At 32.9% G+C, this 24,113-nt stretch carries 24 protein-coding genes; 12 read left to right on the plus strand and 12 right to left on the minus strand.

What is annotated here, in order from left to right; translation table 11 throughout:
* On the minus strand, positions 1-1,056 hold the full coding sequence (prfB, locus tag SAR11G3_RS06310; protein ID WP_081456298.1) for a peptide chain release factor 2: 1,056 nt from the start codon (positions 1,054-1,056) through the stop codon (positions 1-3).
* A gap of 39 nt (positions 1,057-1,095) precedes the next feature.
* Positions 1,096-3,444, minus strand: a complete 2,349-nt coding sequence (locus tag SAR11G3_RS06315) for a penicillin-binding protein 1A (RefSeq protein ID WP_237697287.1) — start codon at positions 3,442-3,444, stop codon at positions 1,096-1,098.
* 171 nt (positions 3,445-3,615) lie between these two features.
* Here SAR11G3_RS06315 and SAR11G3_RS06320 point away from each other — a divergent pair, with 171 nt between their 5' ends.
* Positions 3,616-5,541, plus strand: coding sequence for an Rne/Rng family ribonuclease (locus SAR11G3_RS06320; RefSeq protein WP_013695975.1), 1,926 nt, complete (start codon positions 3,616-3,618; stop codon positions 5,539-5,541).
* 4 nt (positions 5,542-5,545) lie between these two features.
* Here the strand turns inward: SAR11G3_RS06320 and SAR11G3_RS06325 are convergent, their stop codons facing one another.
* Together SAR11G3_RS06325 and SAR11G3_RS06330 are read right to left on the minus strand one after the other, a co-directional pair.
* Entirely contained in the window at positions 5,546-6,724 is a 1,179-nt protein-coding gene (locus tag SAR11G3_RS06325; protein WP_013695976.1) for an NAD(P)/FAD-dependent oxidoreductase, read from the minus strand.
* A 2-nt stretch (positions 6,725-6,726) separates the two neighbouring features.
* On the minus strand, positions 6,727-7,434 hold the full coding sequence (locus SAR11G3_RS06330; protein WP_013695977.1) for a class I SAM-dependent methyltransferase: 708 nt from the start codon (positions 7,432-7,434) through the stop codon (positions 6,727-6,729).
* Positions 7,435-7,514: 80 nt separating this feature from the next.
* On the opposite strand from SAR11G3_RS06330, the gene SAR11G3_RS06335 reads away from it, so the two are divergent.
* From SAR11G3_RS06335 to SAR11G3_RS06350, 4 genes are all read left to right on the plus strand, one after another.
* On the plus strand, positions 7,515-8,459 hold the full coding sequence (locus SAR11G3_RS06335; protein WP_013695978.1) for an ADP-ribosylglycohydrolase family protein: 945 nt from the start codon (positions 7,515-7,517) through the stop codon (positions 8,457-8,459).
* A 5-nt stretch (positions 8,460-8,464) separates the two neighbouring features.
* Positions 8,465-9,487: a YeiH family protein gene (locus SAR11G3_RS06340; protein ID WP_013695979.1), complete on the plus strand. Its 1,023-nt coding sequence runs from the start codon at positions 8,465-8,467 to the stop codon at positions 9,485-9,487.
* A gap of 55 nt (positions 9,488-9,542) precedes the next feature.
* Positions 9,543-9,914, plus strand: coding sequence for a hypothetical protein (locus tag SAR11G3_RS06345; RefSeq protein ID WP_013695980.1), 372 nt, complete (start codon positions 9,543-9,545; stop codon positions 9,912-9,914).
* Between the two features lie 142 nt (positions 9,915-10,056).
* Positions 10,057-10,986, plus strand: a complete 930-nt coding sequence (locus tag SAR11G3_RS06350; RefSeq protein WP_013695981.1) for a calcium/sodium antiporter — start codon at positions 10,057-10,059, stop codon at positions 10,984-10,986.
* 42 nt (positions 10,987-11,028) lie between these two features.
* Here SAR11G3_RS06350 and SAR11G3_RS06355 read toward each other — a convergent pair whose 3' ends face one another.
* Both SAR11G3_RS06355 and SAR11G3_RS06360 read right to left on the minus strand, forming a co-directional pair.
* Positions 11,029-11,949, minus strand: coding sequence for a UBX domain (locus SAR11G3_RS06355; RefSeq protein WP_013695983.1), 921 nt, complete (start codon positions 11,947-11,949; stop codon positions 11,029-11,031).
* Positions 11,950-11,986: 37 nt separating this feature from the next.
* Positions 11,987-12,607 carry an arylesterase gene (locus tag SAR11G3_RS06360; RefSeq protein WP_041862409.1) on the minus strand — a complete coding sequence of 207 codons (621 nt, stop codon included), beginning with the start codon at positions 12,605-12,607 and terminating at the stop codon, positions 11,987-11,989.
* Here SAR11G3_RS06360 and SAR11G3_RS06365 point away from each other — a divergent pair.
* Positions 12,606-13,271, plus strand: a complete 666-nt coding sequence (locus tag SAR11G3_RS06365; protein ID WP_013695985.1) for an ABC transporter ATP-binding protein — start codon at positions 12,606-12,608, stop codon at positions 13,269-13,271. The two genes, SAR11G3_RS06360 and SAR11G3_RS06365, sit on opposite strands and share 2 nt — an antisense overlap.
* Positions 13,207-15,792 (plus strand): ABC transporter permease, encoded by a 2,586-nt coding sequence (locus SAR11G3_RS06370; RefSeq protein ID WP_081456299.1) that lies wholly within the window; start codon positions 13,207-13,209, stop codon positions 15,790-15,792. The genes SAR11G3_RS06365 and SAR11G3_RS06370 overlap by 65 nt, the downstream gene beginning before the upstream one ends.
* An 8-nt stretch (positions 15,793-15,800) precedes the next feature.
* Here the strand turns inward: SAR11G3_RS06370 and SAR11G3_RS06375 are convergent, their stop codons facing one another.
* Entirely contained in the window at positions 15,801-16,226 is a 426-nt protein-coding gene (locus tag SAR11G3_RS06375; RefSeq protein ID WP_013695987.1) for a hypothetical protein, read from the minus strand.
* Between the two features lie 133 nt (positions 16,227-16,359).
* Between SAR11G3_RS06375 and tcuA the strand changes: the two genes are divergently transcribed.
* A complete protein-coding gene (gene tcuA / locus SAR11G3_RS06380; protein WP_013695988.1) occupies positions 16,360-17,841 on the plus strand; it encodes an FAD-dependent tricarballylate dehydrogenase TcuA in 1,482 nt (493 codons plus the stop codon).
* A gap of 25 nt (positions 17,842-17,866) precedes the next feature.
* Here the strand turns inward: tcuA and SAR11G3_RS06385 are convergent, their stop codons facing one another.
* Positions 17,867-18,391 (minus strand): gamma carbonic anhydrase family protein, encoded by a 525-nt coding sequence (locus tag SAR11G3_RS06385; RefSeq protein WP_013695989.1) that lies wholly within the window; start codon positions 18,389-18,391, stop codon positions 17,867-17,869.
* Positions 18,392-18,445: 54 nt separating this feature from the next.
* Between SAR11G3_RS06385 and SAR11G3_RS06390 the strand changes: the two genes are divergently transcribed.
* The 3 genes from SAR11G3_RS06390 to SAR11G3_RS06400 are packed head-to-tail and all read left to right on the plus strand — an operon-like array spanning position 18,446 to position 20,334.
* Entirely contained in the window at positions 18,446-18,997 is a 552-nt protein-coding gene (locus SAR11G3_RS06390) for a thioredoxin family protein (protein ID WP_013695990.1), read from the plus strand.
* A gap of 1 nt (position 18,998) precedes the next feature.
* Positions 18,999-20,093 (plus strand): glycosyltransferase family 4 protein, encoded by a 1,095-nt coding sequence (locus SAR11G3_RS06395; protein WP_013695991.1) that lies wholly within the window; start codon positions 18,999-19,001, stop codon positions 20,091-20,093.
* Positions 20,094-20,109: 16 nt separating this feature from the next.
* On the plus strand, positions 20,110-20,334 hold the full coding sequence (locus SAR11G3_RS06400) for a DUF6552 family protein (RefSeq protein ID WP_013695992.1): 225 nt from the start codon (positions 20,110-20,112) through the stop codon (positions 20,332-20,334).
* On the opposite strand, the gene SAR11G3_RS06405 is transcribed toward SAR11G3_RS06400, so the two are convergent.
* Complete coding sequence (locus SAR11G3_RS06405) at positions 20,323-21,246, minus strand: glycosyltransferase family 9 protein (protein WP_013695993.1); 924 nt, start codon at positions 21,244-21,246, stop codon at positions 20,323-20,325. The two genes, SAR11G3_RS06400 and SAR11G3_RS06405, sit on opposite strands and share 12 nt — an antisense overlap.
* Positions 21,247-21,275: 29 nt before the next feature.
* Between SAR11G3_RS06405 and SAR11G3_RS06410 the strand changes: the two genes are divergently transcribed.
* Positions 21,276-21,674, plus strand: coding sequence for a DUF6165 family protein (locus tag SAR11G3_RS06410; protein ID WP_041862411.1), 399 nt, complete (start codon positions 21,276-21,278; stop codon positions 21,672-21,674).
* Here SAR11G3_RS06410 and SAR11G3_RS06415 read toward each other — a convergent pair.
* From SAR11G3_RS06415 to SAR11G3_RS06425, 3 genes are read right to left on the minus strand one after another with little or no spacing between them, the layout of a single operon-like run.
* Positions 21,671-22,471 carry a carbon-nitrogen hydrolase family protein gene (locus SAR11G3_RS06415; protein ID WP_013695995.1) on the minus strand — a complete coding sequence of 267 codons (801 nt, stop codon included), beginning with the start codon at positions 22,469-22,471 and terminating at the stop codon, positions 21,671-21,673. The genes SAR11G3_RS06410 and SAR11G3_RS06415 overlap by 4 nt on opposite strands.
* A 6-nt stretch (positions 22,472-22,477) precedes the next feature.
* Positions 22,478-23,518: an adenosylmethionine decarboxylase gene (gene speD, locus SAR11G3_RS06420; protein ID WP_013695996.1), complete on the minus strand. Its 1,041-nt coding sequence runs from the start codon at positions 23,516-23,518 to the stop codon at positions 22,478-22,480.
* 54 nt (positions 23,519-23,572) lie between these two features.
* Entirely contained in the window at positions 23,573-24,109 is a 537-nt protein-coding gene (locus tag SAR11G3_RS06425) for a phosphorylase family protein (RefSeq protein WP_013695997.1), read from the minus strand.
* Positions 24,110-24,113: the final 4 nt, after the last annotated feature.

A 24,113-nucleotide genomic window follows, 5' to 3' on the forward strand; every position in this document is an offset into this window, starting at 1 on the left:
TTAGTTTAATTTATACAAAGACTCTTCTAAAAAAGGGTTTAAATGTCCATCTAAAACTTTGTCGGGGTCGGTTCTTTCCAATCCTGTGCGGCTATCTTTTACCATTTGATAAGGTTGTAGTACATAAGATCTTATTTGGTGGCCCCATCCAATATCAGTTTTGCTTGATTCTACGGACTTGCTTTCTTCTTTTTTCTTTTGAAGTTCTAGCTCATACAATCTAGCTTTTAACATATTCATAGCAGTGTCTTTATTTTTGTGTTGCGATCTTTCGTTTTGACATTGCACAACAATATTAGTTGGTTGATGAGTTATTCTCACAGCACTATCAGTCGTATTTACGTGCTGGCCTCCCGCACCACTAGACCTGTAGGTATCTATTCTCAAATCTTTGTCGTTTATATCCACCACTACACTTTCATTAACAACAGGATACACCCAGACACTTGCAAAGCTAGTGTGACGTCTTTTGTCAGAATCGAAAGGAGAAATTCTAACTAATCGGTGAACTCCCGATTCATGTCTAAGAAATCCATAGGCATATTTTCCTTCGATTTTAATGGTGGAAGATTTAAATCCTACTTCCTCACCTTTTGTTTCACTGATTAAACTAAAAGAAAAAGATTTTTTTTCAGCCCATTTTATATACATGGTCCTCAGCATTTCAGCCCAATCTTGACTTTCTGTTCCACCAGCTCCTGCGTGAATTTCCACATATACATCCAGCTCGTCATTTTTTTTAGAGAGAAAGCAAAAGAGCTCTATCTCTCTTATTTTTAATTCAAGTTTTTTTAGACTCATCTCTAGTTCTTTGGTTAAATTTTCATCATTGTCTTTTGTATTTAATTCTACCAACTCCTTAATATTAGTGAGCTCTTCTTTGTAAGACTTGTAATCATTTAAGATTCTTTCAAGGTGGTTTTTCTCTTTAATAACCAATTGAGCGTTCTGATTATCATTCCAAAAATCAGGCTTACTTATTTCAATTTCAATTTCTTCTATTTTCTTAATACAGTGAATTTTGTCAAAGATAACTCCATATCTTAGATAAAGAATCTTCTAAACTCAAAATAATTTTTTTTTGCTCGAACATAATTAATAAACTGTACTTAGTTTTTTATTTAAATCTATATGTTTGTCTTTAGGAAATTCATTTAATTTAAACGCCTCTAAAAAAGTATTGTTTTTTTGTTTTTTATCGCTCAATCCAGACTTTATATTAATAGGAGCTAAGTTCACAGATGGTGGAATTTTAAAAAAAGAGGAAATATTTTTTTTGGGTAAATTTTGCACAATATCTTGAAATATAGGCAAGGCGGCCTTAGCACCCGTTTCAAACTTTCCTAATGTTTTGGGATTATCAAAACCAACGTACGTACCAATCACCAAATCTGGTGTAAACCCAATAAACCAGGCATCCATATTTTCATTAGTTGTACCTGTCTTCCCAGCGAGTGGAATTTGCAAAGCTCTCATTCTTTTTCCGGTACCTCTGTCCACAACCCCTTCTAAGATTGAAACTGACTGATAAGAAGATGCTTCGCTTAAAATTCTACTTTCTGTATTTTCTACTCTTGGATATTCTTCCTTATTAATAGAAATTTGGTCACATCCATTGCATTGATAGCTTTCTTTTTTATAGATCGTTTTTCCATTTTGATCTTGTATTAAATCAACCAAAGATGGACGTGGCATAGTTCCACCATTCACAAATGCTCCGTAGGCATTAGTGAGATTTAACAAAGTAGTTTCACCAGCTCCTAATGAAAAAGAAAGTAAATTATCTGGATTTTCATAAATTTTTAATTTTTTAGTTAGGTCCAAAATTTTTTTATTTCCAACCGATTGCGCTAAACGAATAGTCATAAGATTTCGTGACTTTTCTACTCCAGATCTAAGAGTGCCCATCCCATAAAATCTGTTTCCATAGTTAGATGGTTTCCATTTTGCTTGGCTTTTGGTTTGTTGCGAAATGTAAGGAGCATCTAAAAGAAAACTATTGGGTTGATATCCATTTTCAAGGGCTGCTGCATAAACAAAAGGTTTAAGAGCTGATCCAGGCTGTCTTTTTGCCTGTGTTGCTCTATTAAATTGACTTAAATCAAAACTATACCCTCCAACCATTGCATAAATTCGTCCGTTCCAAGGATTTAAAATAATTACCGATCCATTTACTTCTGGAATTTGTCTCAAGTACCAATCGTTATTTTTCTTATTTTTCTCAACCCATATCAAATCATTAATTTTCAAAACTTGATTTACATTTGCAATAGCTGGTCCAAGAGCTGTAGTATTAATATGTTGTCGTGCCCATTTGAGATTCTGTAGATTAATTTTTGCTAGAGTCTTGTCTGAAGTTTCTATTTCGGCAAAGGATTCCTGGACATCGGTAACTATAGCTACCCTCCAATCGCTTAATTTATCATATTTTTTTAAATTAATACTTTTCTTCCAGTTATCGGCTGTCTTTACATTTCTTATAGGTCCTCTCCAACCGTGTCTTCTGTCGTAAAGCCGGACATGCTTTCTCAATGCTGCAGTTGCTATCGATTGAAGGTTATTATCCAATGAAGTTTTGACGTATAGTCCTTGTTTATAAAGAACATCTTCACCATATTTTTCAAACAAAAAACGCCTCACTTCTTCTGTAAAAAAAAGGGACTCATTGTAAAAATTCAACTTTCTTTTTTTTAAAACAATTTTCTTTTTAATTTCTTTTTCATAACCGTTTTTGCTTAAAAAATTATTTTCTAGCATTCTTGCTAATACCCAGTCTTTTCTTTTTAAAGTGGTGTTTAGATTTCGATAGGGATTGTAGGTACTTGGAGCCTTTGGAAGGGTGGCTAACAATGCTGCTTCAGATACGCTCAGTTCTTTTAATGACTTGTCAAAATAAACCATACTTGCAGAAGCTATTCCATAAGCTCTTTCGCCAAGATAAATTTCATTAAGATAAAGCTCTAAAATTCTTTTTTTACTTAAATATTTTTCAATTCTAAATGCTAAAATTGCTTCTTTTACTTTTCGTGAGAGCGAGACATCTGAAGTGAGTAAAAAATTTTTTGCTACTTGTTGGGTAATGGTAGAAGCACCCTCCAATCTTTTTCCACTAATAATATTTTGAAGATTATTAAAGACAGCTCTAGTTATGCCTCTAGCGTCGATTCCAGGGTGATTAAAAAAGTTTTTATCTTCTGCGGATAAGAAAGCATTAATTACAAAATTTGGAATTTCATCAATACTAACAAAGGTTCTTTTTTGAACTGCAAAGTCAGCAGCTATGTCGCCATTATTATTATAAATTTTACTAGATACTGCAGGTTTGTAAGTTTCTAAAAAACGATAATTCGGTAAATCGTTGGAAAAATACCACAAGATCAAAAAGGCTGTTAAAAAACCTAAAAAAGCAATTGATAAAATACTTAATATTAAAGTTTTAATCATTTGACCCATGGTTTTCTTAAATCATTAAAAATTGTCATTTTTTTGATCTATTTATATCTTTTAACTATTACTTCTTTCAAAAGTGAGCAAATACAATATTATCTAAAGATTGAATATTAAAAAGTTTTTTATGAAAATTATTTTAAACAACACAAACTGGAAATTAATAACATGGAAAAAGAGATTCTTATTGATGCTTCTCAAGAGAAACAAACGAGAGTTGCTATCAAATCTGATAACGGAGTTGAAGAGTATGAGTATGAAAATGAGCAAAAGAAACAGCTTAAGGGAAATATATTCCTAGGCCGAATAAGTAGAATAGAGCCTTCTTTACAGGCAGCTTTTGTTGATTTTGGAAATGAGCGTCATGGCTTTTTAGCATTTAATGACATTCAAACTCAGTATTATCAAATACCTCTAGCTGACAAAGAGCTAATTCTTAAAGAAGAAGAAGAATTAAGGAAAGAACTAGAAGAAGAAACTAATGAACTTAGTCCCGAAGATTCTAATTCGTCCAACGAATCTGAAAGTGATGATTCTGAAGACAATTCTATTGAAAGTACACCAGATGAGGATTTAAAAAATTCTGAAGACAGGGAAGACAGCTCTGAAATAGAGAGTCCTGAGTTAGAAAAGAATTCTTACGAAAAAAAAATCAGCGATATTAGAGCTAAGAAGAAATTTAAAAGATATAGAATCCAAGAAGTAATCAAACCTGGGCAAATAATACTTCTTCAAATTGTAAAAGAAGAGCGTGGAAAAAAAGGAGCTGCTCTTACTACTTTCTTATCTCTGGCTGGAAAATATATAGTACTTATGCCAAACACTGCCAAAGGCGGGGGTATTTCTAGAAAAATTTTTAATTCTCAAGATAGAAAAAATATCAGAGGCATTATTAAAGAATTAACCATACCGGAAACAATGGGTTTGATTGTGCGAACTGCTGGTGCCAAAAAAACTCAAAATGAAATTAAAAATGATTTAGATGTACTGGTTCAGATATGGGAGGAGATAAAAGAAAAAACTTTAACGTCCAATGCTCCAACTATGATTCATGAAGAAGGAGATGTTATTTACAGAACAATCAGAGATTTTTTTAGCAATGACATAAAGGAAGTGACCGTTGATGGAGCAAAAGGTTTTGATAAAGCAAAAAAATATGCTGAGATTATTGCCAAAGATCAGGTAAAAAAAATAAAAAAATACAAAGGTAAAATTCCCTTATTCCACTCCAAGGAAATAGAAAAATATCTTAATCAAATTTTTGAACCAAGAATTAATTTAAAATCAGGCGGTTATTTAATCATCAATCCTACCGAAGCTTTGGTTGCGATCGATATTAACTCTGGAAGATCTACTAAGGAACGAAATATTGAAAAAACAGCCTTGAATACCAATATCGAAGCTGCTGTTGAAATTGCAAGACAGGCAAAACTTAGAGACTTGGCTGGTTTAATTGTAATCGATTTTATTGATATGGAAAACTATTCTAATCGAAGGTTAGTTGAAAAAAAATTAAAAGAAGCATTACGAAACGATAAAGCTAGAGTTCAGGTGGGAAAAATAAGTAATTTTGGCCTTCTTGAGATGACCAGACAAAGATTGCGGGAAAGCTCTATTCAATGGAAAACAATACTAAGTGTTGAATCCTTTTCTCAAAAGATACTAAAGCTTATAGAAGAAAAAATATTTTCTATCCCAAAAGTAAAAACAGTAGATGTGGATCTTCCTAAGAAAATTATCGATTTTATTCAAGCCAATATGAAGGATGAAATAGACTTTTTTGAGAAAAAATTTAAATTTAAAATAAAATTTAATGCTAATCCTGATTTTTTATCTGAAGACTTTAAAATATCTTTTAAAGACAGTAAGAAAAAAGAACTGGAAGAGTTAAAGAATGAAGAAGAAGTGGCTATTGAAGAGCCATTCAATAAAGAAAAAGCCTTCCATAAGGACACTTCTGATTCTGATGATAAGCCTGGTAAAAAAACTTTTCATAAAAAAAAGTTTCGTAAAAAGAAGTTTTTTAAAAAGAGAACAGGAAGTAGTTCGACCAATACAAAAGAAAAAGTGGTGGTTAAAAAAGATTCAGATTAATCAATTAAGCGTACTGTCCTGCTACATAGCCTGAAGACCAGGCCCACTGAAAATTGTATCCGCCTAAGTGGCCAGTTACATCCATAACCTCACCTATAAAAAATAACCCAGGGTACTTTAACGACATCATGGTCTTAGAAGAGATTTCATTCGTATCTACTCCTCCCAAGGTAACTTCGGCTGTTCGGTAACCTTCTGAACCTGTGGGGTTCACTGTCCAAGCGTTAATGGAATCGCTTAACTGTTGTAACACCTTGTTGGATAGTTCACATATATGTCCACTCACACCCTGCTCTTTACAAATCATCTGAGCTAATCGTTTAGGAAGTATCTCTGATATACTGCTTTGAATGTCCTGAGTGGGATAGTTTGTTTTAGCATTCTGTAATAAAGAAAATATATTGGCTTTTGGAGCAAGATTGATCCTTATCTTTTCTCCCAATGTCCAATAAGAAGAAATTTGTAATATCGAAGGTCCACTTAGTCCTCGGTGAGTAAATAACATTCCCTCTTCAAACAATGTTTTTTTAAAAGAAACTGCAGCCTCTACGGATAGACCACTTAATTCTTTACACATATTTAATAATTTTTCTGTGAATGTTAAAGGAACCAGTGCTGGTAAAGGTTCGATGATATTCATACCAAACTGCTCTGCTAGATCGTAACCAAATTTACTAGCGCCGATTTTAGGAATAGATAAACCTCCCGTTGCAACTATTAGAGAATGGCAAAAATGTTTCTTCAAATTGTATTCCACAAAGTATTGCTCCTCTTGCTTGCCTGCGTTTGTAATCTTAGTATCTTTTAGTATAGTAACCTTGGCTTTTTCACATTCTAGCAATAGCATATCGATAATTTGTTGGGCACTGTCATCACAAAATAATTGTCCTAATTTTTTTTCATGAAAGGCAATTTTATGTTTCTTAATCAAATCAATAAAGTCGTCTGCCGTGTATTGGCTTAAAGCCGATTTTACAAAATTAGGATTCTTTGAAATAAATTTATTAGCGTGGGTGTGAATATTGGTAAAATTACATCGTCCCCCACCCGAGATACGAATTTTTTCTCCAATCTTTTTGGCATGATCTATGACCAAAACACTTCTTCCTCTTTTGCCTGCTTCGATCGCACTCATTAAACCTGCAGCGCCTGCGCCAAGGATAATTACATCATATTGAGTCATGCCTAAATATACTTCATGCAAGTTAAGGTGTCTTTAAATGCTATGGTAGCTTTGTGCTGATGCTTAAACTCTTGTACCCCTTGATCAATTTCGTCTTGGCTAAGGTCTAAAAGGCAGGAGATATATCGCTTCTTAATCATGTCAATATATTTGCCTCTTCTAATTTTAACAGGAAAGTGAAATTTATTTTTGGTTAACCCAGATAGAGACTTTGTTATTATTTTTTGAAGTTTAACATCTCTTTTTAAACCTTGTTGTAACCTTGATTTCATCAATGGAAAACAGGGTATTTGATTGCGATGAGTTTCTAAACTAAAAATAAGTATTACCCCATTAGAAGACAGGTTGTTTTTACAAAGTCTTAATAATTTTTTAATTTGGGTGGGGTTAAAAAAATGAATAGTTTGCTTGATAAGAATAAGATCAAAAGAATTCTTATTTTTTTCCAAATAACTAAAAATATCTATTTTTTTAAATTTGATATTTTTGTCTTTGTCTGAATGTTTGATAATATCAATTCCTATTGGCTTGTTGAAAACTTTAAAGTTTCTCTTAAAGGCTCCTGCGATTTTACCACGGCCACAGCCAATATCTAAAATTCTCATATCTTTATGGAATCGAACTTGCTTGGAGACAAAAACACAGAAAGCATCAATGTATTTTTTGGATGATAACCAGTTATTGTGATCCCAATGTTTTAATAATTTCATAATAATACTTTAATCATGAATAGAATAACATTTCGAATACTTCTATTCAAAAATAGAAACAAACCATGTAAGGTTAATTCATGTTTGATAAATTTCATATTTTTTTAGGAGCAACTGTTGCAGATGCTGCCGCTAGGCCTTTGCATTGGATCTATGACCAAAAAACCCTACAAAAACATATTAAAGGAAAAAAAGACTTTGCTTTTTTAAAGGAGAATAAGAGCCCATTTTATTCTATCAAAACAGGCAAAGTGTCAGGATATAATGATGTAGGACAAGTAATGTTCCGCTCTTTGAAAGAAGATCAAAATGAAAAAGACATACTGTCTGTTTTTAAAAAAAATATAGTAAAAAACTTTGGTCCAGGTTCTTTGTATTGGAAGAACCTAACTTTGCGAAAAAAATATAAAAAAATTAAATGGAGAAGCAAGATTAAAGGCCCATGGATCCATCAAAATATTATGGAAACTATTAAAAATGTTAAAAAGAAGAAAAAAATTACAGGTGGAATTAAAGTAAATGAGTCCGATGGTTACTGTGCAGTACTTCCCTATTTCTTATATTATCAATCATTTAAAAATATAAAGCGCGTAGTGAGTGCGGTTGCAAATACCAAACTTAGTATGGAGTATGCTTTGGCTAAACTGATGATCATTGATTTGGCAGATAAAGGCTTAAAAAACCCGGTAGATGCTTTTCTTAAGCAAAATAAAAACAAATCTTATTTCAAAGGAGTAATTGTCAAAATTAAAGAAGTGAAAGCTCTTAAAAAAAAACCGCACAATATGGTGGTCAAAAAAATGGGAATGGCCTGCAGCTATCCAGGAACTTTCTGTGGTGCACTTCATGCTATTATTACTTCAAAAAATTACAAAAGCGCAGTGCTGAAGACAATTAAAGCGGGTGGATGCAATTGTTCTAGAGCTAATTTTGTGGGTGCGTACTTTGCTGCTTTTAAAGGAATTAAATCCATTCCTAAAGAATGGATCACAAAGACAGAAAATTCTAAATCCTTTTTACTTTAATAATTATGAAATACGCCAAAGGCACATCTTTATTTGTAATTACCTTGTTCACATCAGTTATTCTAAGCAATGCTTTCCTATTAAAAAACTACATAATCTCACCCGCATTTTTCTGCATAGTGATTGGTCTATTGGTGGGTAATGTTATTTCTGTTTCGAAATATACCAATCAATTAATAAATTTTGTTTTAACTAACATATTAAAGGTTGGAATTGCTTTGCTAGGAATTGGATTGAGTATTCACGAGCTCTTTAGGTATGGATTAAGCTCTCTGTTGTTAATTGTTATAAATATTCTTTTAGTTTTTTTTATTCTTCTGTTACTAGGAAAAGTTTTTAAAATTTCAAAAAATTTAATTATTTTAATAACGATGGGAACTAGTATTTGTGGGGTGACGGCTATTGCTGCAACTTCCACTATTATTAGATCAAACCAAACTGATACTGGTTATGCAATTGGTGTTGTAACTATTTTTGGTTTAATTGCAGTTTTAGTTTACCCTCATATGGCTCAATACATTTTTGGTGGAAATGATATAAATGCAGGAATTTTTTTAGGAGCAGCCATTCACGATACAGCACAAGTAAGTGCTGCTGGTCTTATTTATCAAGAAACGTTTTCTAGTCCTGTTGCTTTAGAAGCTTCTATGACTACAAAATTATTGAGAAACTCTTTTTTAATTATTTTAATACCATTGCTTACCTATTTCTATGAAAACAAAAAAAACAAAAATGGCTCGAATTCTGTTTTAAAGTTTTTTCCTTTTTTTGTTTTAGGCTTTATTTTGATTTCTTTATTTAGAACAGCAGGCGATATCTTTATCGCAAATACTCATTATCAAGAAGAATGGAAAAATTTCATAATAATAATTAAGTATATTTCAAAATACATGATTTTAATTTCCATGATCGCTTTGGGGCTAAAAATAAAAATAAATAAATTTAAACAGGTAGGATTTAAGCCGATAATTGCAGGGTTTGTTGCTGCAGCTGCTGTGGGCGTATCTAGTATAATTTTTTTAAGCTAACTTTTTTCCAAAATTTTTTTAACAATTACAGAAAATTCATATATACAATTGATTCATGATAAAAAAAATATCTCAAATGTTAACAGATGCAGCGAACATTTTATTTGATGATACTCAAAATGATTTGAGAGCTCTTCCAAAAACAGTACGATTACAGCTATTAATTGTGTTGAGTGGTGTGTGGTCTACAGCCTTTAGTTTGTGGGTTTTTACTAATGTGTTTTTTGTAACAGGCTGGGTGATTACTCTTATATCGCATTTATTAGTTATTTTTGCTGCTTACTACACCTTTAAACAATTTCACAATGCGAAGGAATTTAGAATACATTCGCAATATCATACTCCGACTAGATCTAGGCAAAACTTATGGATTGCAGGTAAAAAAGTAGAACTACCCAAAGGCGATCCCGGCGGTGAGCACGAGTAAGTATTTAAAAATTAATTTTTTTTACAAATATACGTTCACGTTATTATTTGCGCATAAAATCATTGAAGTTATTAGGTCAGTAAAGGTATAAAAAAATAGATGCTTATAAGCTATTTTTGCTTTAAAGCTTTTTTTTAACACTATGATAAATGCAGTTATATTTTTTTTACTTGGGTTTGGTCTTTTATATGTAGGGGGAGAAAGTACCTTACGAGGGACCTTGGCTTTAGCTCATAAATTAAAGTTATCCAAACTATTAGTCAGTGCTTTAGTGATTGGCTTTGGAACTAGCTTACCAGAATTAACTGTATCTTTAGAGGCGGTTCTAACTGGTTACCCTGATATTGCGTTGGGAAATATCATAGGAAGTAACACTGCCAATATTTTATTAGTTATAGCTATTGCTGCTATCTTAAGTCCCATCTTTACTAGTGAAAAAAGTGCCACTAAAGATGTGATGGTAATGTTGCTGTGCACCTTAGCTCTCATTGTAGTTAAAACTTTAGATTTGTTAAATGGCATGGTCGGTATTGCCTTTTTGATTGCCTTGTCTTTGTATGTTTTTTTTTCTTACCGATCAGATGTGGCTGATAAAAATCAACAACATGAACAAGCAAAGAAAGAAAAGTCTGGAATTAAGATTGCGTGTTACTGCTTAGTGGGAATAGCTTTGTTAATTGCGGGCGGGCATTTATTAATTAACTCTGCAGTGACGATAGCCAGATCTTTTAATATTTCAGAGGCAGTCATTGGTTTAACAGTGGTGGCTATAGGAACTTCTCTTCCAGAATTAACTACTGCTATACTTGCTTCTATTAAAAAACAAAACGACATCATTATTGGAAACATATTAGGAAGTAATATTTTTAATATTTTGGGAATTTTGGGAATTACTATTTTAGTTCAACCTATTCCCATCACAGAAGCTATGGCGAATAAAGGAATTATTGAAATGACAGTTGCATCTATACTGTTTGCTGGATTAGTATTCTTTCGCGTTCCTATTGGTCGTGTGACGGGAACGCTAATGCTATCTAGCTACTTTGCTTACCTATTTTTTATTTTGATGTAGTTGGCACAATCTAAAGTATCGCTTACTTTTGAGCTATTTGAATTAATTTTTGTACTTGTTAAAAAAAATAAACGCATAATTAATTGCTTCATTTAATTTTTTTCTATTTCTACCCGAACCAGATTCTTTCGTCATACATTTTTTAATAACTTCTTTTCTACTAGTTTGGGCACCGCTAAACCATCTAACCTTTCTATCTATTCCAAAGATTGCAATATCTTTAGAGCACCCATTAAATGCAACACCTTTTCCAATTTTCCCCTTAGTACTAAAAAAATGATTTACCTTAGGCATAAGAATATATTCAACCTTACTTCCTGTCTGCTTAATCATGTTGGTGTATGTTTCGCATGCTTGATAGTAGTAATGACTTTCTTCACCTTTTAAAATTAAAGTAGCAAAATTTACTTTTGTTGGTTCTATGACAGCATTACAACCTGGTTCAGCTGCAACAATTGCTTTAAAAGGGTATGGATCATTTTTGTAACTCTTGGGATGAAAGTAACCTAAGGTTTTTTCAGCGCCCCAACTAAATCCTGTGTAAAAAAAATTATTAGCATCTAATCTGCTATCTTTAGCTAAAATTTTTTTTAATGCTATAGCGTAGTCAGTGCCCTGGGGGAATTTTTTTTTGTCAGTTGGTTTTATATTTTTTTTGTAAAACGCATCTATAGCTACGACTGCATAACCTTCCTTTAATCCTCTTTTTATTATTCTTTTAGAATACTCATCTGATTTACCTTTGCTTCTTTTAAACTTATGTGTGTCTCTTGAGCTGCCGTGCTGAGTTATGATAACTGGTAATTTCTCAGTTGTATTTTTTGGTAAATATAATTCTGCCACGACATCATCTTTTCCAGGATATTTTTTGTCAGGGCTTTTAAAGTGAATAGACTCTATAGTTTTCGGAAAGGCCTCAAAGCTAAAAAATAAACAAAAAATAAAGCAAAAATAAATTTTCATATACAAAAAATATATAAAATATTTAATAGAATGTGTACTAGTATTTTTTCTTAATAAATCTAATAATACTTTTTTCTAAGGTTACGCTCATAACGACGGTACCTTCCCTGTTTGGATGAATACCATCGCTTTGATTAAGCTCAGGTTTCATTGCAACTCCTTCTAATAAGAAAGGAATAAGAGGCAATTTATATTGAGTGGCTAAAGAAGGATAAATTCGATCAAAGTTTTTTTTATAGCCTATTCCATGAGTGGTAGGAGCCAGCATTCCGGCCAAGATTATTTTAATATTTTTGCCTTGTGCAATTTGAATAATATTATCTAAATTTTTTTTTGTTTCTTGAGGGTCAATACCTCGTAACATATCATTGGCACCCAATCCTAAAATCAATAAATCAATATTAGGTTCTTCTAAAGTCCATTTAACTCTATTCAGTCCACCCGAAGAGGTGCTTCCAGAAACACTGCCATTAATAATTTTGATATTATAACCTTTTTTTTGAAGATTCTTTTCAAGGACCATTGATAATTGCTGTTCTTTTGGCAAACCGTATCCCGCCATCAAACTATCTCCTACAAGCACTACTTTATCTTGTGCTGAGGCGGTTATGCTCACTAGACACAGTACAATAATTTTAATAATTAAACTTTTATTCATGTCTACTCTTCTTAAATTAAAAAAGATCAATCTTAAATACCAAACAGGCAAAGAAGTCATAAAAGTTTTACAAAACATTAACTTTGAAACTAAAACCAAAGAAACCATCTCTATTGTAGGCGAAAGCGGCTCTGGAAAAACTAGTCTCATCATGCTGATTGCAGGATTGGAGAAAGTCACCTCAGGTAAGATCTTTTTTCAAGATCAGGAAATTACGAAATTAAATGAAGATGAGGTCTCAGAAATTAGAAGAAAACATATAGGAATCATTTTTCAGTCTTTTTATTTAATTCCAAATTATACTGCTGTAGAAAATGTTGCTCTCACTTTAGAATTAAATAAATTCACCAACCCCAATGAACGAGCGAAAGAATTGTTAGATCGTTTTGGTCTAAAGCATCGTTTGAACAATCTACCCAGTCAATTATCAGGAGGAGAGCAACAACGAGTTGCTATTGCACGTGCCATTGCCATGAAACCAGAATTGATTTTAGCAGATGAGCCTACCGGAAACTTAGATAGTGACAACTCAGCGATGATTGCAGATATTTTATTTAAATATGTCAAAGAAGAAGGCTCTTCTTTAATCATGGTGACCCATGATCCCAAACTGGCCAACCGAGCAAAAAGAAAAATCAAAATCAAAGATGGGAACATTGCTTAAATCCACCGAGCTAGGCTTAATTGTTACATATGCTCTAAGAGATTTGGGCAGAAATTATAAAAAAATTTCTAGCATTGTTATTACCCTTTTTATTAGCTTGTTCGTCTTGAGCTCTATCTTGACTATTGAACAGAGTTTAAAAAAAGAACTGAATGATAATTCTAGAGCTCTACTCGGAGGGGATCTTGAAATTGATTATAATAGAATTCCAGGCAATCTAACTTTAGTAAACAAAGTAAAGGAATTTGCCACCATCTCGCAGATGGTCGAATTCACCACAATGCTTTCAACTAACAATAAAGAAAATAATCAATCTCTATTTACTATAATTAAAACTGTAGATGAGCTTTATCCTTTATATGGAGAGGTTATGTATGAGCCTCAAGGAGCTTTACAAAGAATTCACCAAGAACAAAATACCATTTTAGTAAATGAAAATATTTACAAAACATTACAGTTAAAAGTGAATGACAAGATCAAAGTTCAAGATCAGCTTTTTAGCGTAGTAGGTGTGATTAAATCGGTTCCTGATGTTAGTGGATTTGTTACCTTTGGTGATTTTGCCTTAGCAGGCAAACAAACTCTAGAACTCCTACAATTAAATAATTTAGGAAGCTTTTTAAATCATGAATATAAAGTGCGGTTTCCAGAAGGGGCAAACACTCAAGCATTAAGAACTAGAATTCAAAAACTATTTGAAGAGGACAAAAAAGTAAGCTTACGCTATCCAGAAAATTCAGCGAGCGGATTAAAAAGAGTGATTAACAATTTTTCTCAGTTCCTGTCTTTAGTTTCTATTAGTGCGATGCTAATTGCTGGAATTGGAATTGCTAATACCCTGCTCTCTTTTATTAATCAAAACAACATGTCCATTGCTGTAAGAAAAGCCCTTGGCTTTAATTCTTTCAGCATTAAGGCAATTTATTATTTACAATTATTTATTTTATTAAGTGTCATTAGTATTTTTGCTTATGGATTAAGCTTCTTATTGGTTCCTCTTGCAGATGGTTATCTATCTTCCAATCTAGGGCTTAACATTAAACCTATTTTTTCTTTTATTAATTTTTTTAAAATATTTTTAGTGGGTCTTTTGGTGTTAGTTATTTTTTCGATCCCTACTATTAATGCTATCGACCAAGTTAAAGCTTCTAACTTATTTAGAAACGTATTTCAAAATTTGCAGTTTTTTTATACCAAAACATCTATTGCGGTTAGTTTATGTTTATTAGGACTGCTCATTCTTTTATTCACCTTAGGTTCGGCAAGACCTATTTACAGTTTGGGTTACTTTGCAGCTTTCTTTGTTTGTTTAATAGTTTTTTTCTTATTATCAAAACTTATTGTTTATTTATTAAAAACATTAAAAAATACTTCTAATATCTCTTTAAAGGTATCCATTAAGAATATTACCCAAACCAAAAGCATTACGCCCATCACTATTATGTCTTTGGGGTTAGGGGTAACTTTGCTTTTAACTTTGGCTTTGGTGGGTACTAATTTTAAAAGAGAAATTGGTAAATCTATTCCTGATATTGCACCTGATTATTTTTTTCTAGGAATTCAGAATGGTGAAGAAAATAAATTTACAAAAGCTATTGTTGCCATGGATCCCAATGTTCATTTGGAAGTAGTTCCTATTATTTCTTCTGGAATTTCTAAAATTAATGGAGTAGATCCTGCATCTTATATTACCGCTGATAACGATAGTTCTTGGGTGATCGGCAGAGAGCGCCGTTCCTCTTGGGTTGATGAACCTCCTATAGATAATCCAATTGTGGAAGGAAACTGGTGGGACCTTAATAAGCCGGATCAATTACAAATTTCTTTAGACGCAAAAGTTGGGAAAGATTTTGAAATAAAACTAGGGGATATCTTCACTCTTAATATTTATGGAAGAGAAATCGAAGGCACCATTGTTAACTTTAGAGATGTAGAATATCGAGACCTCAGTATTAATTTTGCTATGCTATTTAACCCTCAATTTGCAAAAAACATACCCCATGAATACCTGGCAACTGCAAAATTTAAAGACCCTAAGCAATTTAATGAGGCAAAAATGCTAGAAGTGCTGCCTAGTCTTTCTATGATTAAAATTGCTGACTACTTAACCAAAGTTACCGATATATTAAATAAAATATTTATTGCTGTTATTCTTATCTCAGCCATTACTATTATTATTGGTCTTATCGTAATCTCTAGCGCCATTATGGTTCAGGGGAAAGTAAAAGAGTTTCAAAATTTAGTCTTTAAAATTTTAGGTTTTTCTAAAAGAGAGGTCGTGATGTCTTCTATTATTGAGTTTGTAATTATCTTTTCATCAGTGATATTAATTGCTGTATTCTTCGCAACGGTTGGATCTAAGTTTGTCATTCAAACTATTTTTAATTTAGTTTGGTTGTTTGATTTGAAAGTGCTGTTTTATCTTGGTGGTTCAATTGGACTAGTTACCTTAATTCTTATTATGCTAACCAATTTAAAATATTTAAACCCTAAGGTTTATCCCCTGATTAGAAATCAATAAATTTTTTTTTACTTAGTGGATGAAGTTCCTTTTTTATCCAAGGTAACTGTCTTGCCCATAATAACCACTAACTGATCTGGATAGGCATACCCAGTTCCCTTATTGTGATCTATGATAGCTCCAATCCCACCTCCAAAAATAACATTGCCCCACATATCTCCGCCCGCTCTAGAAATTGCCTTCAACAATCCGCTTGGGTGACCATCTTTTTTACATTCAACTGACAAATCTTTAGATGATCTTGAAATATTTACAAACTGTGGAGTTTTAGCTTCCCATGCTCCTTTATCATTCAATAATGTACACTTCGCTCCTTCTAAGGAGTTTCCCTTTATATCTTTGGCTGTAACTGATACAGGCTGAACACTTGATCCAGTTATGCTTGCGCAATTAGCAATAAATAAAAATAAAATAATTGTTGAAATTTTTTTCATAAAGTAATTATATTTTTTTCAACATACTGCATAAAATGATTGAATCCTAAAGGTTTGTTCTCTAATTAAAAATCAACAGTTCAACTAAAAGTTGTTGAAACTTTAAGAAAAATTTAGATATAAATTAATTAATATGTCTAAATACGATGTAATAATTGTTGGAGCAGGTAATGCAGCGCAAGCTGCTGCTTTATCAGCAAAAGAAAGTGGTGCTGATAAAGTTGTAATTTTAGAAAAAGCACACGAAGAGATGAGAGGTGGAAACACTCATTGGTCTGGTGGAATTTTAAGAATTGCTTTTGATGATTCTAGAATGCTTAAGCCATTTTTACCTGGTGTGGAAAATAAATTTCTTAATTTTTATGACGGCATTCAACCTTATACCAAAAAAAGATATAAAGAGGATTTGTTAAGAGTAACGCAAGGCAGGTCTGATCCAGAACTAGCAAATATATTAATAGATAATTCTTACGACACAGTTAAATGGGCTGTAGAAAAAGCTAAAATTGAATGTGAACCTGCCTGCTCTGTTTGCGGAGTGTTAGTTAATGGTCAATGGACTTTTCCTGGAGGCGTAGTAATACGAGCAAAACATGAAGGTAAAGGTTTGTCAGCTTCCTGGTTTGAAGCATCTAAAAATGCTGGAATAGAAATAAGATATGGCTCAGGAGCTTTGGAATTATTACAAAACGATAAAGGGAAAGTGATTGGAGTTTTATCCAAAGAAAAAGATGGATTAAAAAAATTATATGCAAAGGCAGTAGTATTAGGATGCGGTGGATTTGAAGCGAATTCACAAATGAGAGCTCAGTACTTAGGTGAGCCTTGGGACCAAGCGAAAGTTAGAGGAACTTCATTTAATCAAGGAGATGGTTTGCGAATGGCCCTATCTATAGGGGCTATGCCTTGCGGTCAGTGGACTGGCAGACATTCAACACCAATTGATGCTGATTGGCCAGACTTTGCAGATCGTGAAAGAGGAGATCAGTCCAATAGATTGTCCTATTCCTTTGGAATTATGATCAATAGAAAAGGATTGAGATTTGTTGATGAGGGAGAAGATACAAAACTTTACACATATGCAAAGTTTGGAGCTGAAATATTAAAACAACCAGGTGGCAAAGCGTATCAAATTTTTGATCAAAAAACTGTTCAACATCTAGAACCAAGATATAAAACTGGAGAGCCTATTGTTGCTGACACTATTGATGAGCTTGTTGAAGGAATGGATATTGATGATAAAGCTCAAGCTCTAAAAACTATCAAAGAATATAACTTGTGCGCACAATCTGCTAATAATTTTGATCCTACATGCAAAGACGGCTTGTCGACTGTTGATTTAAGCCTACCAAAAAGTAACTGGGCAACAAAAATTGATGAGCCTCCTTATGAAGCCTACCCTACAACTGGCGGTATTACTTTTACTTTTGGAGGTTTAAAAATAAATTCTGATGCTCAAGTAATTGGGACGGATTGGAGACCTATTCCAGGATTGTTTACATGTGGTGAAATGGTGGGTGGGCTATTTCATTACAACTATCCAGGAGGAGCTGGTTTAGTTTCTGGACAAGTTTTTGGAAGAATTGCAGGAAAAAGCGCTGCAAATGAAATATAATAAAATTTATAAGAAAATTTTTTAATTAATCTTTTTGTTCAGTCGCTTCCGATTCGTATCTTTTGGAATTCTGAATATATCTTTGTGCATTCTCATGAATAGCTTTGATCTCTTCATCTGTTACTTCACGAATTACTTTTCCAGGAGAGCCCATTACTAAAGATCGTTCAGGTATTTTTTTTCCTTCAGTAATTAAAGAGTTCGCACCAATGATAGAATTTTTACCAATATGAGCTCCATTTAAAATAGTAGCACCCATTCCAATTAAAGAATCATCTTCAATACTACATCCATGTAAAATGACAGAGTGGCCTACGGTAATTCTTTTGCCGATTATTAATTTGCAATCTTTGTCTGTATGTAAAACACTGTTGTCTTGAATGTTAGTTCCTTCATCAATGGAAATCGTTTCAATATCTCCTCGCAATACTGCTCCGTACCAAATATTAACATCATTTTTTAAAACAACATCTCCAGTTACAATTGCTGTGGGGGCAATCCAAACCCTACCCTCTCTTTTAACCTTTACGCTTCCTAAGGAATAAATCATGGTTCATTCATAGCAAAGTTTGTAGTATTAAGTAAATAAAATGTTCTTAGTATTATGTCCTTAATCGAAACTCCTATTTGTAATTTTAACGAGCCTATCCAAGAATTTTCCTTGCTATCTACGAAAGAAATCACTGTAAGCTTAAAGGATATTCAAGGTCCGGGAGGAACATTGATTATGTTTATTTGTAATCACTGTCCTTATGTCCAAGCAATCATGAAAGAAGCTGTAACCATTAGCAATACGATTAAGGGTCTTGGTATTCATACCGTTGCCATCATGCCAAATGATACTGAGTATGAATCTGAGGATAGCTTTGATAATATGAAATTGTTTTCAAAAAAAAATCATTTTTCTTTTCCTTACCTGCTAGATGAAACTCAAGAGATAGCAAAAAAATTTGGTGCAGTCTGTACCCCTGATTTTTTTGGCTATAATAACAAAGGGCAACTTCAATATCGAGGTAGAATAAGAAGACTCAATCATTTAACCCCTGTTATGGAAGGTGAAAGTGAATTATTGTCAGCAATGAAATTAATTGCTAGCAATGGACAAGGGCCTAAAAAACAGTTTGCTAGTATGGGCTGTAGTATAAAATGGAAATAATATGTTTGTCATAACCACTAGAAGTTTTCCTCCAGAAGTCGGTGGAATGCAGACGCTACTAGGTGATCTGGCTCACAATCTTACTAGGCATGGAAAGGTTCAAGTGTTTGCTGACTCTGCTGATGGAGATTCTGATTTTGATAATCAGCAAATCTATAGAATAGAACGTATTAAAGGTTTTAAATTTCTTCAAAAATATAGAAAAAAAAATCAAGTAGAAATATTTTGCAGTGAACAAAAAGATATACGAGCATTAATTGCAGACCACTGGAAAAGTATTGAAAAAGTATCTGAAAATCTATGTAAAAAAATACCCACCCTATGCTTAATTCACGGAAAAGATATCAACCAACCGCTACGAAGCTTACGCCATACAAGAATGCTTAATAGTTTAAAAAAAACAAAATACATTATTGCCAATTCTCAATTCACAAAAAATCTTGCTATAGAAAAAGGAGTTCCTTCTAATAAAATTAAAGTAATTAATCCTGGAATTACCGCTCCTCTAAAAACAGATTCAGATGCAAAAGCACAGGCCTTGGAATTGTTTGGTAACACGAGTCCTAAGTTGATTAGCGTGACTAGACTGGAGCGAAGAAAAGGACTTCATTCAGTTATTTTGTCTTTAAAAAATTTACAAGCGATCCATCCTAATTTTTTATACTTAATTGTAGGAGAAGGTGAACAGGAAGAAGATCTACGTTCCATCACTAGTCATATGGATTTAGAGACTAATGTAATTTTCTTAGGAGATGTAAGAGAAGAATTAAAGAATGCTTTATTGGAAGCTGCGGATATATTTTTAATGCCCTCTATTGAAGATAAAGCTTCTGTAGAAGGATTTGGTATTTCTTTTTTAGAAGCTTCTTGCTTTAAAACTCCCAGCATAGGTGGGTTAGTTGGTGGGGCTGCTGATATTATTAAGAACAATCAAACAGGTTTACTTTGCGACGGAACAGATCATGATGCTATTTACAATTGCTTACAGAAAATGCTTAAAAACGATAAACATTTAGAAATGGGACAGGCCGCAAAAGAATATTCCAAGGAATTTTACTGGAACAATCAAATTAAAAAATATTTACAATTAATCTAAACCTAAAGGAGACCCTATGACGTTTTTAAAACAGTATTTAAAATGGATTAGTACCGCACTGGTATTAACAGGAATTTTACTCACAAATCTTAACATCTATCCTCTCAATATTTTTTTTCATGGGTTGGGGGTCGTAGGCTGGACTATTTCTGGGATCTTAAACAAAGACAAAGCGATCATAACTAACTTCGGTTTGCAAATACCTCTTTTTTTATTGGGCTTTTACAAGTTAGCTTTTTAATAAAGGCTGCACATTGTCCCATACGGATGAGGCAGTGAGGTCTTCTAGATTCTCTGACATAATTGCTTTAAAATTTTTCGTTTCAATACTTACTTTTTGCGGAGAAGTGTGGGCTCCGAATAAAACTACCCCTTTGCATCCTAGATGAGCAGCTATATGAGCAGGTCCTGTGTCATTAGCAATGACAACGTCCGCATGCTGAATAATACTTGCTAGTTGAGAAAAGTTAGTAGGACGATCTCCATCTAGCAATACAGTTGTACTCAACTCTTTGCATAATTCTATTTCTCCAGGACCGGGTGCTACTACCATACTTATATCTGGTCTTTTATTTTTTATAATCTGAATAAGCTCCTGGTAATGTGGCCATCTTTTATGAGGTAATTTAGAAGAAGAAAAAGGAGATAAAAATATATACGGTTTAGAAGGTAAGTTGGAAAAATTTTTATCTACTGCCCATGAAAAATCTGGTGTTAGAGTATGTTCTGTAGAAATCGAACTACGTTGCAACTGAACTTGAAACCGTTTCAATACTCCATCTTGATCAAATGCTTCTTTGGTCTCCCCTGGTTGTAAAATAGTATATGAGGAAGACCATTGTTGAACATTAAACAAATACTTTCGGTAAAATTCTGTACGTGAAGAATTTTGCAAATCAATCACTTGAGAAAATTGTTGTTTAACAATTTTAGACATAAGCTCGTAAAGATAAAAAAAATTCCATCTAGCCTTTCTCTCATCTAACAATACATGATCCACATATGGACATTGCTCAAACAAAGATTGGTATGGTTTAGAGGTAAGAATAGAAATGGAACTAGCAGAAAAATGATTTCTAATATCTTTTAAAATACCTGAGATTTGAACTATATCTCCCAGAGAACCGTGTTTGATGATTAAAATATTTGACATAAACTAGTAATAAAATAACTAATAAACTTATGAATACCACAAATAAAATACTTTCGGAAATTTCTGCAGGCGAATTAATGGACAAAATAACTATTTTAGAAATTAAAAAAGTTAAGATTCCCGACCCTGAAAAGCAGGTTATTATTAATAAAGAATTAAATAGTTTGCATAGCACCTACCAAACCTCTCTAACGCCTAGTCCAGAATTACAAGAACAAATCACTAAGCTCAAAACCATTAATCTTAAACTATGGGATATAGAAGAGAGAAAAAGAGAATGTGAGCGACAAAAAAATTTCGGTGACAGTTTTGTTCAATTGGCCAGAAGCGTTTATATTGAAAATGATAATCGAGCTAAGATCAAAGCAGAAATTAACCGCCTCACCAACTCTACTATTTCAGAAGTTAAAAGCTATAAAGCTTATTAATCTAAATTTAAACTTGGGATGCGTGCTCTTAGTTTTGTAGGAAGCTCACTATCAATTTCAGCTATTACAAAACCAGTTCCTGTTTTTTTTTCTGCCAAAATAGCTCCATCTGGAGAAATGATAAGAGAATGTCCGTACGTTTCTCTTTGGTTTGGATGAGTTCCCACTTGTGCTGGAGCAAATACATAGGAAAAGTTTTCAATGGATCTTGCTTTTAACAAGCTATGCCAATGCTTCTCTCCTGTCGTTTTGGTAAAGGCTGCTGGAACACTTAAATAATCGCAACCAAGTTTGGCCAATTTTCTATACATTTTTGGAAAGCGAACGTCATAACAAATACTTAAACCTAACTTGCCCCAAGGAAGTTCTGCATGGACCAAATCTTTTCCGGCTAGAAACTTTTTAGACTCTTCGTATTTTTCTACTTTAGATAAGACTACATCAAACATATGTATTTTATCATAAAACGTAACAATTTCTCCTTTTGAATTAATTAGTAATGATCGATTAGCTAACTTGGTCGAAGAAATTTTAATAGGCATTCCTCCAATCAAGAACCACTTTTTCTTTTCTTTGCAAAAAACTTGGATCGTTTTTATGAAAGAATTATTTTCATATCCTTCTGACTTGGATAAAAGTTCTTTTGAATTGGAGGAAAAAATAGATGAATTTTCAGGAGTGACAATAAAGTCTGCTTTCGCTTGAATTGCTTGATTGGAAAAATTTAAGATACTTTGGGTATTTTGATCAACATCACTGCCACAGGTTAACTGCAAGCAAGCAACATTAAATTTCATATAAGATTATCTGTTAATAGAACTTACAAAATTCCAATTACAATCAAAACTTGGAATATACACTTCTGAAATTTTTGAGTTTCCAAAGTTTTTTTCTAAAGTGCTAATCCACTCATCTACTTGTTTTGGTTTTTTATTTTTAGAACCCACTTGCACTGTAATTACACCATCTTTTTTAACAATTCTTTTGACGTTATCTATATTTTTTTCCGCTAGGTTAATGCAGTAAGGATCGTCATTTAGATCTATGAACAAATGGTCATATTTTTGATCTTCACAATTAATAATATTTTTAAAGGCATCTCCCCAGATACAATTAACGTTGTTACTTTTGTTTATATTCTTAAAGACTTCTGGAAGATACTTTTGGCAAGCCTCTACCACTTCTCGGTCTAATTCAAACCAATCAACAAAGTTAAAACCATTTTTAATACATTCTCTCGCCACTCCTCCATCACCACCACCTATAATAGCTGCAGAACCATTGTTTGCAGATAAGGCTAGTGAAGAATTTACAAAGGTAGAAGAATATAAAATCTCATCACTTTCAGCCACTTGGATTTCATTGTCGATAAATAGTGCGTTCCCAAATTCTTTTAGCTTTAAAATTTCAATAAATTGACCCTGTTCTGATTTGAAGCTTTTAATAAACTCTTCCACCATGTAACTTTTTTGATGACCTTCTGAACTATAAATATCATGATAGGGATGAATAGTGTCTCGCGGAAATTCCTTTTTAACTACACTTGTGTGCTCAATTTCTTGCTTTAGAATATCATGAGCAACCATGGGACTAACTTTACCGCAGGTAAAAAAATCAAAACTAACAATCCCATTTTCAGGAAAGGTATGAAAGCTCATATGACTCTCTTTTAATAGGGCAATCATAGTAAGACCTTGGGGGCTAAATTCGTATTTAGAAATATTTACAATGCCAACTTTCGCAGCTTTGGCAATTTTATTAATAACATTCTCGTAAAACTCAGGGCTATATTCCTTCTTAACTCCTAGAAAATCTAGAGTAACGTGATCTCCTACTTTAACCATATCTTGCCCCTTTTAATTGAAAATTTTTTATATAGAAGTGAGAAAAAAAATCAACTACTTAACCCAAGAAAAATTTTTAGCCTTTTCTAGAAAAAGTTGAGAACCTTTTTTGCAATTTTCTAACCAATCATTGCTGGCATTTTCATCTGCATTGTCTGATATAAATTTAAAACACTTAAAACGAACATTGTGAAGCTTGCAAATTTTAGCTAGAGCATACGCTTCCATGTCTACCACATCTACATTCATTTCAATTTTACCTTGGACAAAGCTATCTCCTGTTCCACATGAGCATCCAGCGTCATTGGTGATGATCTCATGAATAGAATCAAAAGGAGTTTCTCCTAACTTTAAATTCATTAATCCTCTCACATCCATATCTCTTTGATAAAATTTAGTAACTTCAATCAAGCCTTTTATTTCCTTGTTGAGAGAGCCGACACTGCCAAAATTAACAATTTCTTCAGGCTTATGTTTTAAAATTAGCTGTGTAATGGCATGGGTTGCATTAATTTTTCCCACTCCGGTAAAATGAAAAAAATCTAAATTTGGAACCTCTTCTTTTAGTGCCGCTACAAATAATCTTTTCATAATA

This window comes from Candidatus Pelagibacter sp. IMCC9063, from assembly GCF_000195085.1.
In the GTDB taxonomy this organism is placed as follows: Bacteria; Pseudomonadota; Alphaproteobacteria; order Pelagibacterales; family Pelagibacteraceae; genus IMCC9063.

Excerpts from the sequence above, each read along its gene's own strand:
- SAR11G3_RS06320 (WP_013695975.1), top strand. The coding sequence starts at position 3,616 with ATGGAAAAAGAGATTCTTATTGATGCTTCTCAAGAGAAACAAACGAGA.
- SAR11G3_RS06415 (WP_013695995.1), bottom strand. The coding sequence starts at position 22,471 with ATGAAATTTAATGTTGCTTGCTTGCAGTTAACCTGTGGCAGTGATGTT.
- speD (WP_013695996.1), bottom strand. The coding sequence starts at position 23,518 with ATGGTTAAAGTAGGAGATCACGTTACTCTAGATTTTCTAGGAGTTAAG.
- SAR11G3_RS06345 (WP_013695980.1), top strand. The coding sequence starts at position 9,543 with ATGATAAAAAAAATATCTCAAATGTTAACAGATGCAGCGAACATTTTA.
- SAR11G3_RS06315 (WP_237697287.1), bottom strand. The coding sequence starts at position 3,444 with ATGATTAAAACTTTAATATTAAGTATTTTATCAATTGCTTTTTTAGGT.
- SAR11G3_RS06375 (WP_013695987.1), bottom strand. The coding sequence starts at position 16,226 with ATGAAAAAAATTTCAACAATTATTTTATTTTTATTTATTGCTAATTGC.
- SAR11G3_RS06410 (WP_041862411.1), top strand. The coding sequence starts at position 21,276 with ATGAATACCACAAATAAAATACTTTCGGAAATTTCTGCAGGCGAATTA.
- SAR11G3_RS06340 (WP_013695979.1), top strand. The coding sequence starts at position 8,465 with ATGAAATACGCCAAAGGCACATCTTTATTTGTAATTACCTTGTTCACA.
- SAR11G3_RS06390 (WP_013695990.1), top strand. The coding sequence starts at position 18,446 with ATGTCCTTAATCGAAACTCCTATTTGTAATTTTAACGAGCCTATCCAA.
- SAR11G3_RS06385 (WP_013695989.1), bottom strand. The coding sequence starts at position 18,391 with ATGATTTATTCCTTAGGAAGCGTAAAGGTTAAAAGAGAGGGTAGGGTT.
- SAR11G3_RS06360 (WP_041862409.1), bottom strand. The coding sequence starts at position 12,607 with ATGAATAAAAGTTTAATTATTAAAATTATTGTACTGTGTCTAGTGAGC.
- SAR11G3_RS06365 (WP_013695985.1), top strand. The coding sequence starts at position 12,606 with ATGTCTACTCTTCTTAAATTAAAAAAGATCAATCTTAAATACCAAACA.
- SAR11G3_RS06370 (WP_081456299.1), top strand. The coding sequence starts at position 13,207 with ATGATCCCAAACTGGCCAACCGAGCAAAAAGAAAAATCAAAATCAAAG.
- SAR11G3_RS06400 (WP_013695992.1), top strand. The coding sequence starts at position 20,110 with ATGACGTTTTTAAAACAGTATTTAAAATGGATTAGTACCGCACTGGTA.
- SAR11G3_RS06325 (WP_013695976.1), bottom strand. The coding sequence starts at position 6,724 with ATGACTCAATATGATGTAATTATCCTTGGCGCAGGCGCTGCAGGTTTA.
- SAR11G3_RS06350 (WP_013695981.1), top strand. The coding sequence starts at position 10,057 with ATGATAAATGCAGTTATATTTTTTTTACTTGGGTTTGGTCTTTTATAT.
- SAR11G3_RS06395 (WP_013695991.1), top strand. The coding sequence starts at position 18,999 with ATGTTTGTCATAACCACTAGAAGTTTTCCTCCAGAAGTCGGTGGAATG.
- SAR11G3_RS06335 (WP_013695978.1), top strand. The coding sequence starts at position 7,515 with ATGTTTGATAAATTTCATATTTTTTTAGGAGCAACTGTTGCAGATGCT.
- SAR11G3_RS06355 (WP_013695983.1), bottom strand. The coding sequence starts at position 11,949 with ATGAAAATTTATTTTTGCTTTATTTTTTGTTTATTTTTTAGCTTTGAG.
- SAR11G3_RS06425 (WP_013695997.1), bottom strand. The coding sequence starts at position 24,109 with ATGAAAAGATTATTTGTAGCGGCACTAAAAGAAGAGGTTCCAAATTTA.
- SAR11G3_RS06405 (WP_013695993.1), bottom strand. The coding sequence starts at position 21,246 with ATGTCAAATATTTTAATCATCAAACACGGTTCTCTGGGAGATATAGTT.
- SAR11G3_RS06330 (WP_013695977.1), bottom strand. The coding sequence starts at position 7,434 with ATGAAATTATTAAAACATTGGGATCACAATAACTGGTTATCATCCAAA.
- tcuA (WP_013695988.1), top strand. The coding sequence starts at position 16,360 with ATGTCTAAATACGATGTAATAATTGTTGGAGCAGGTAATGCAGCGCAA.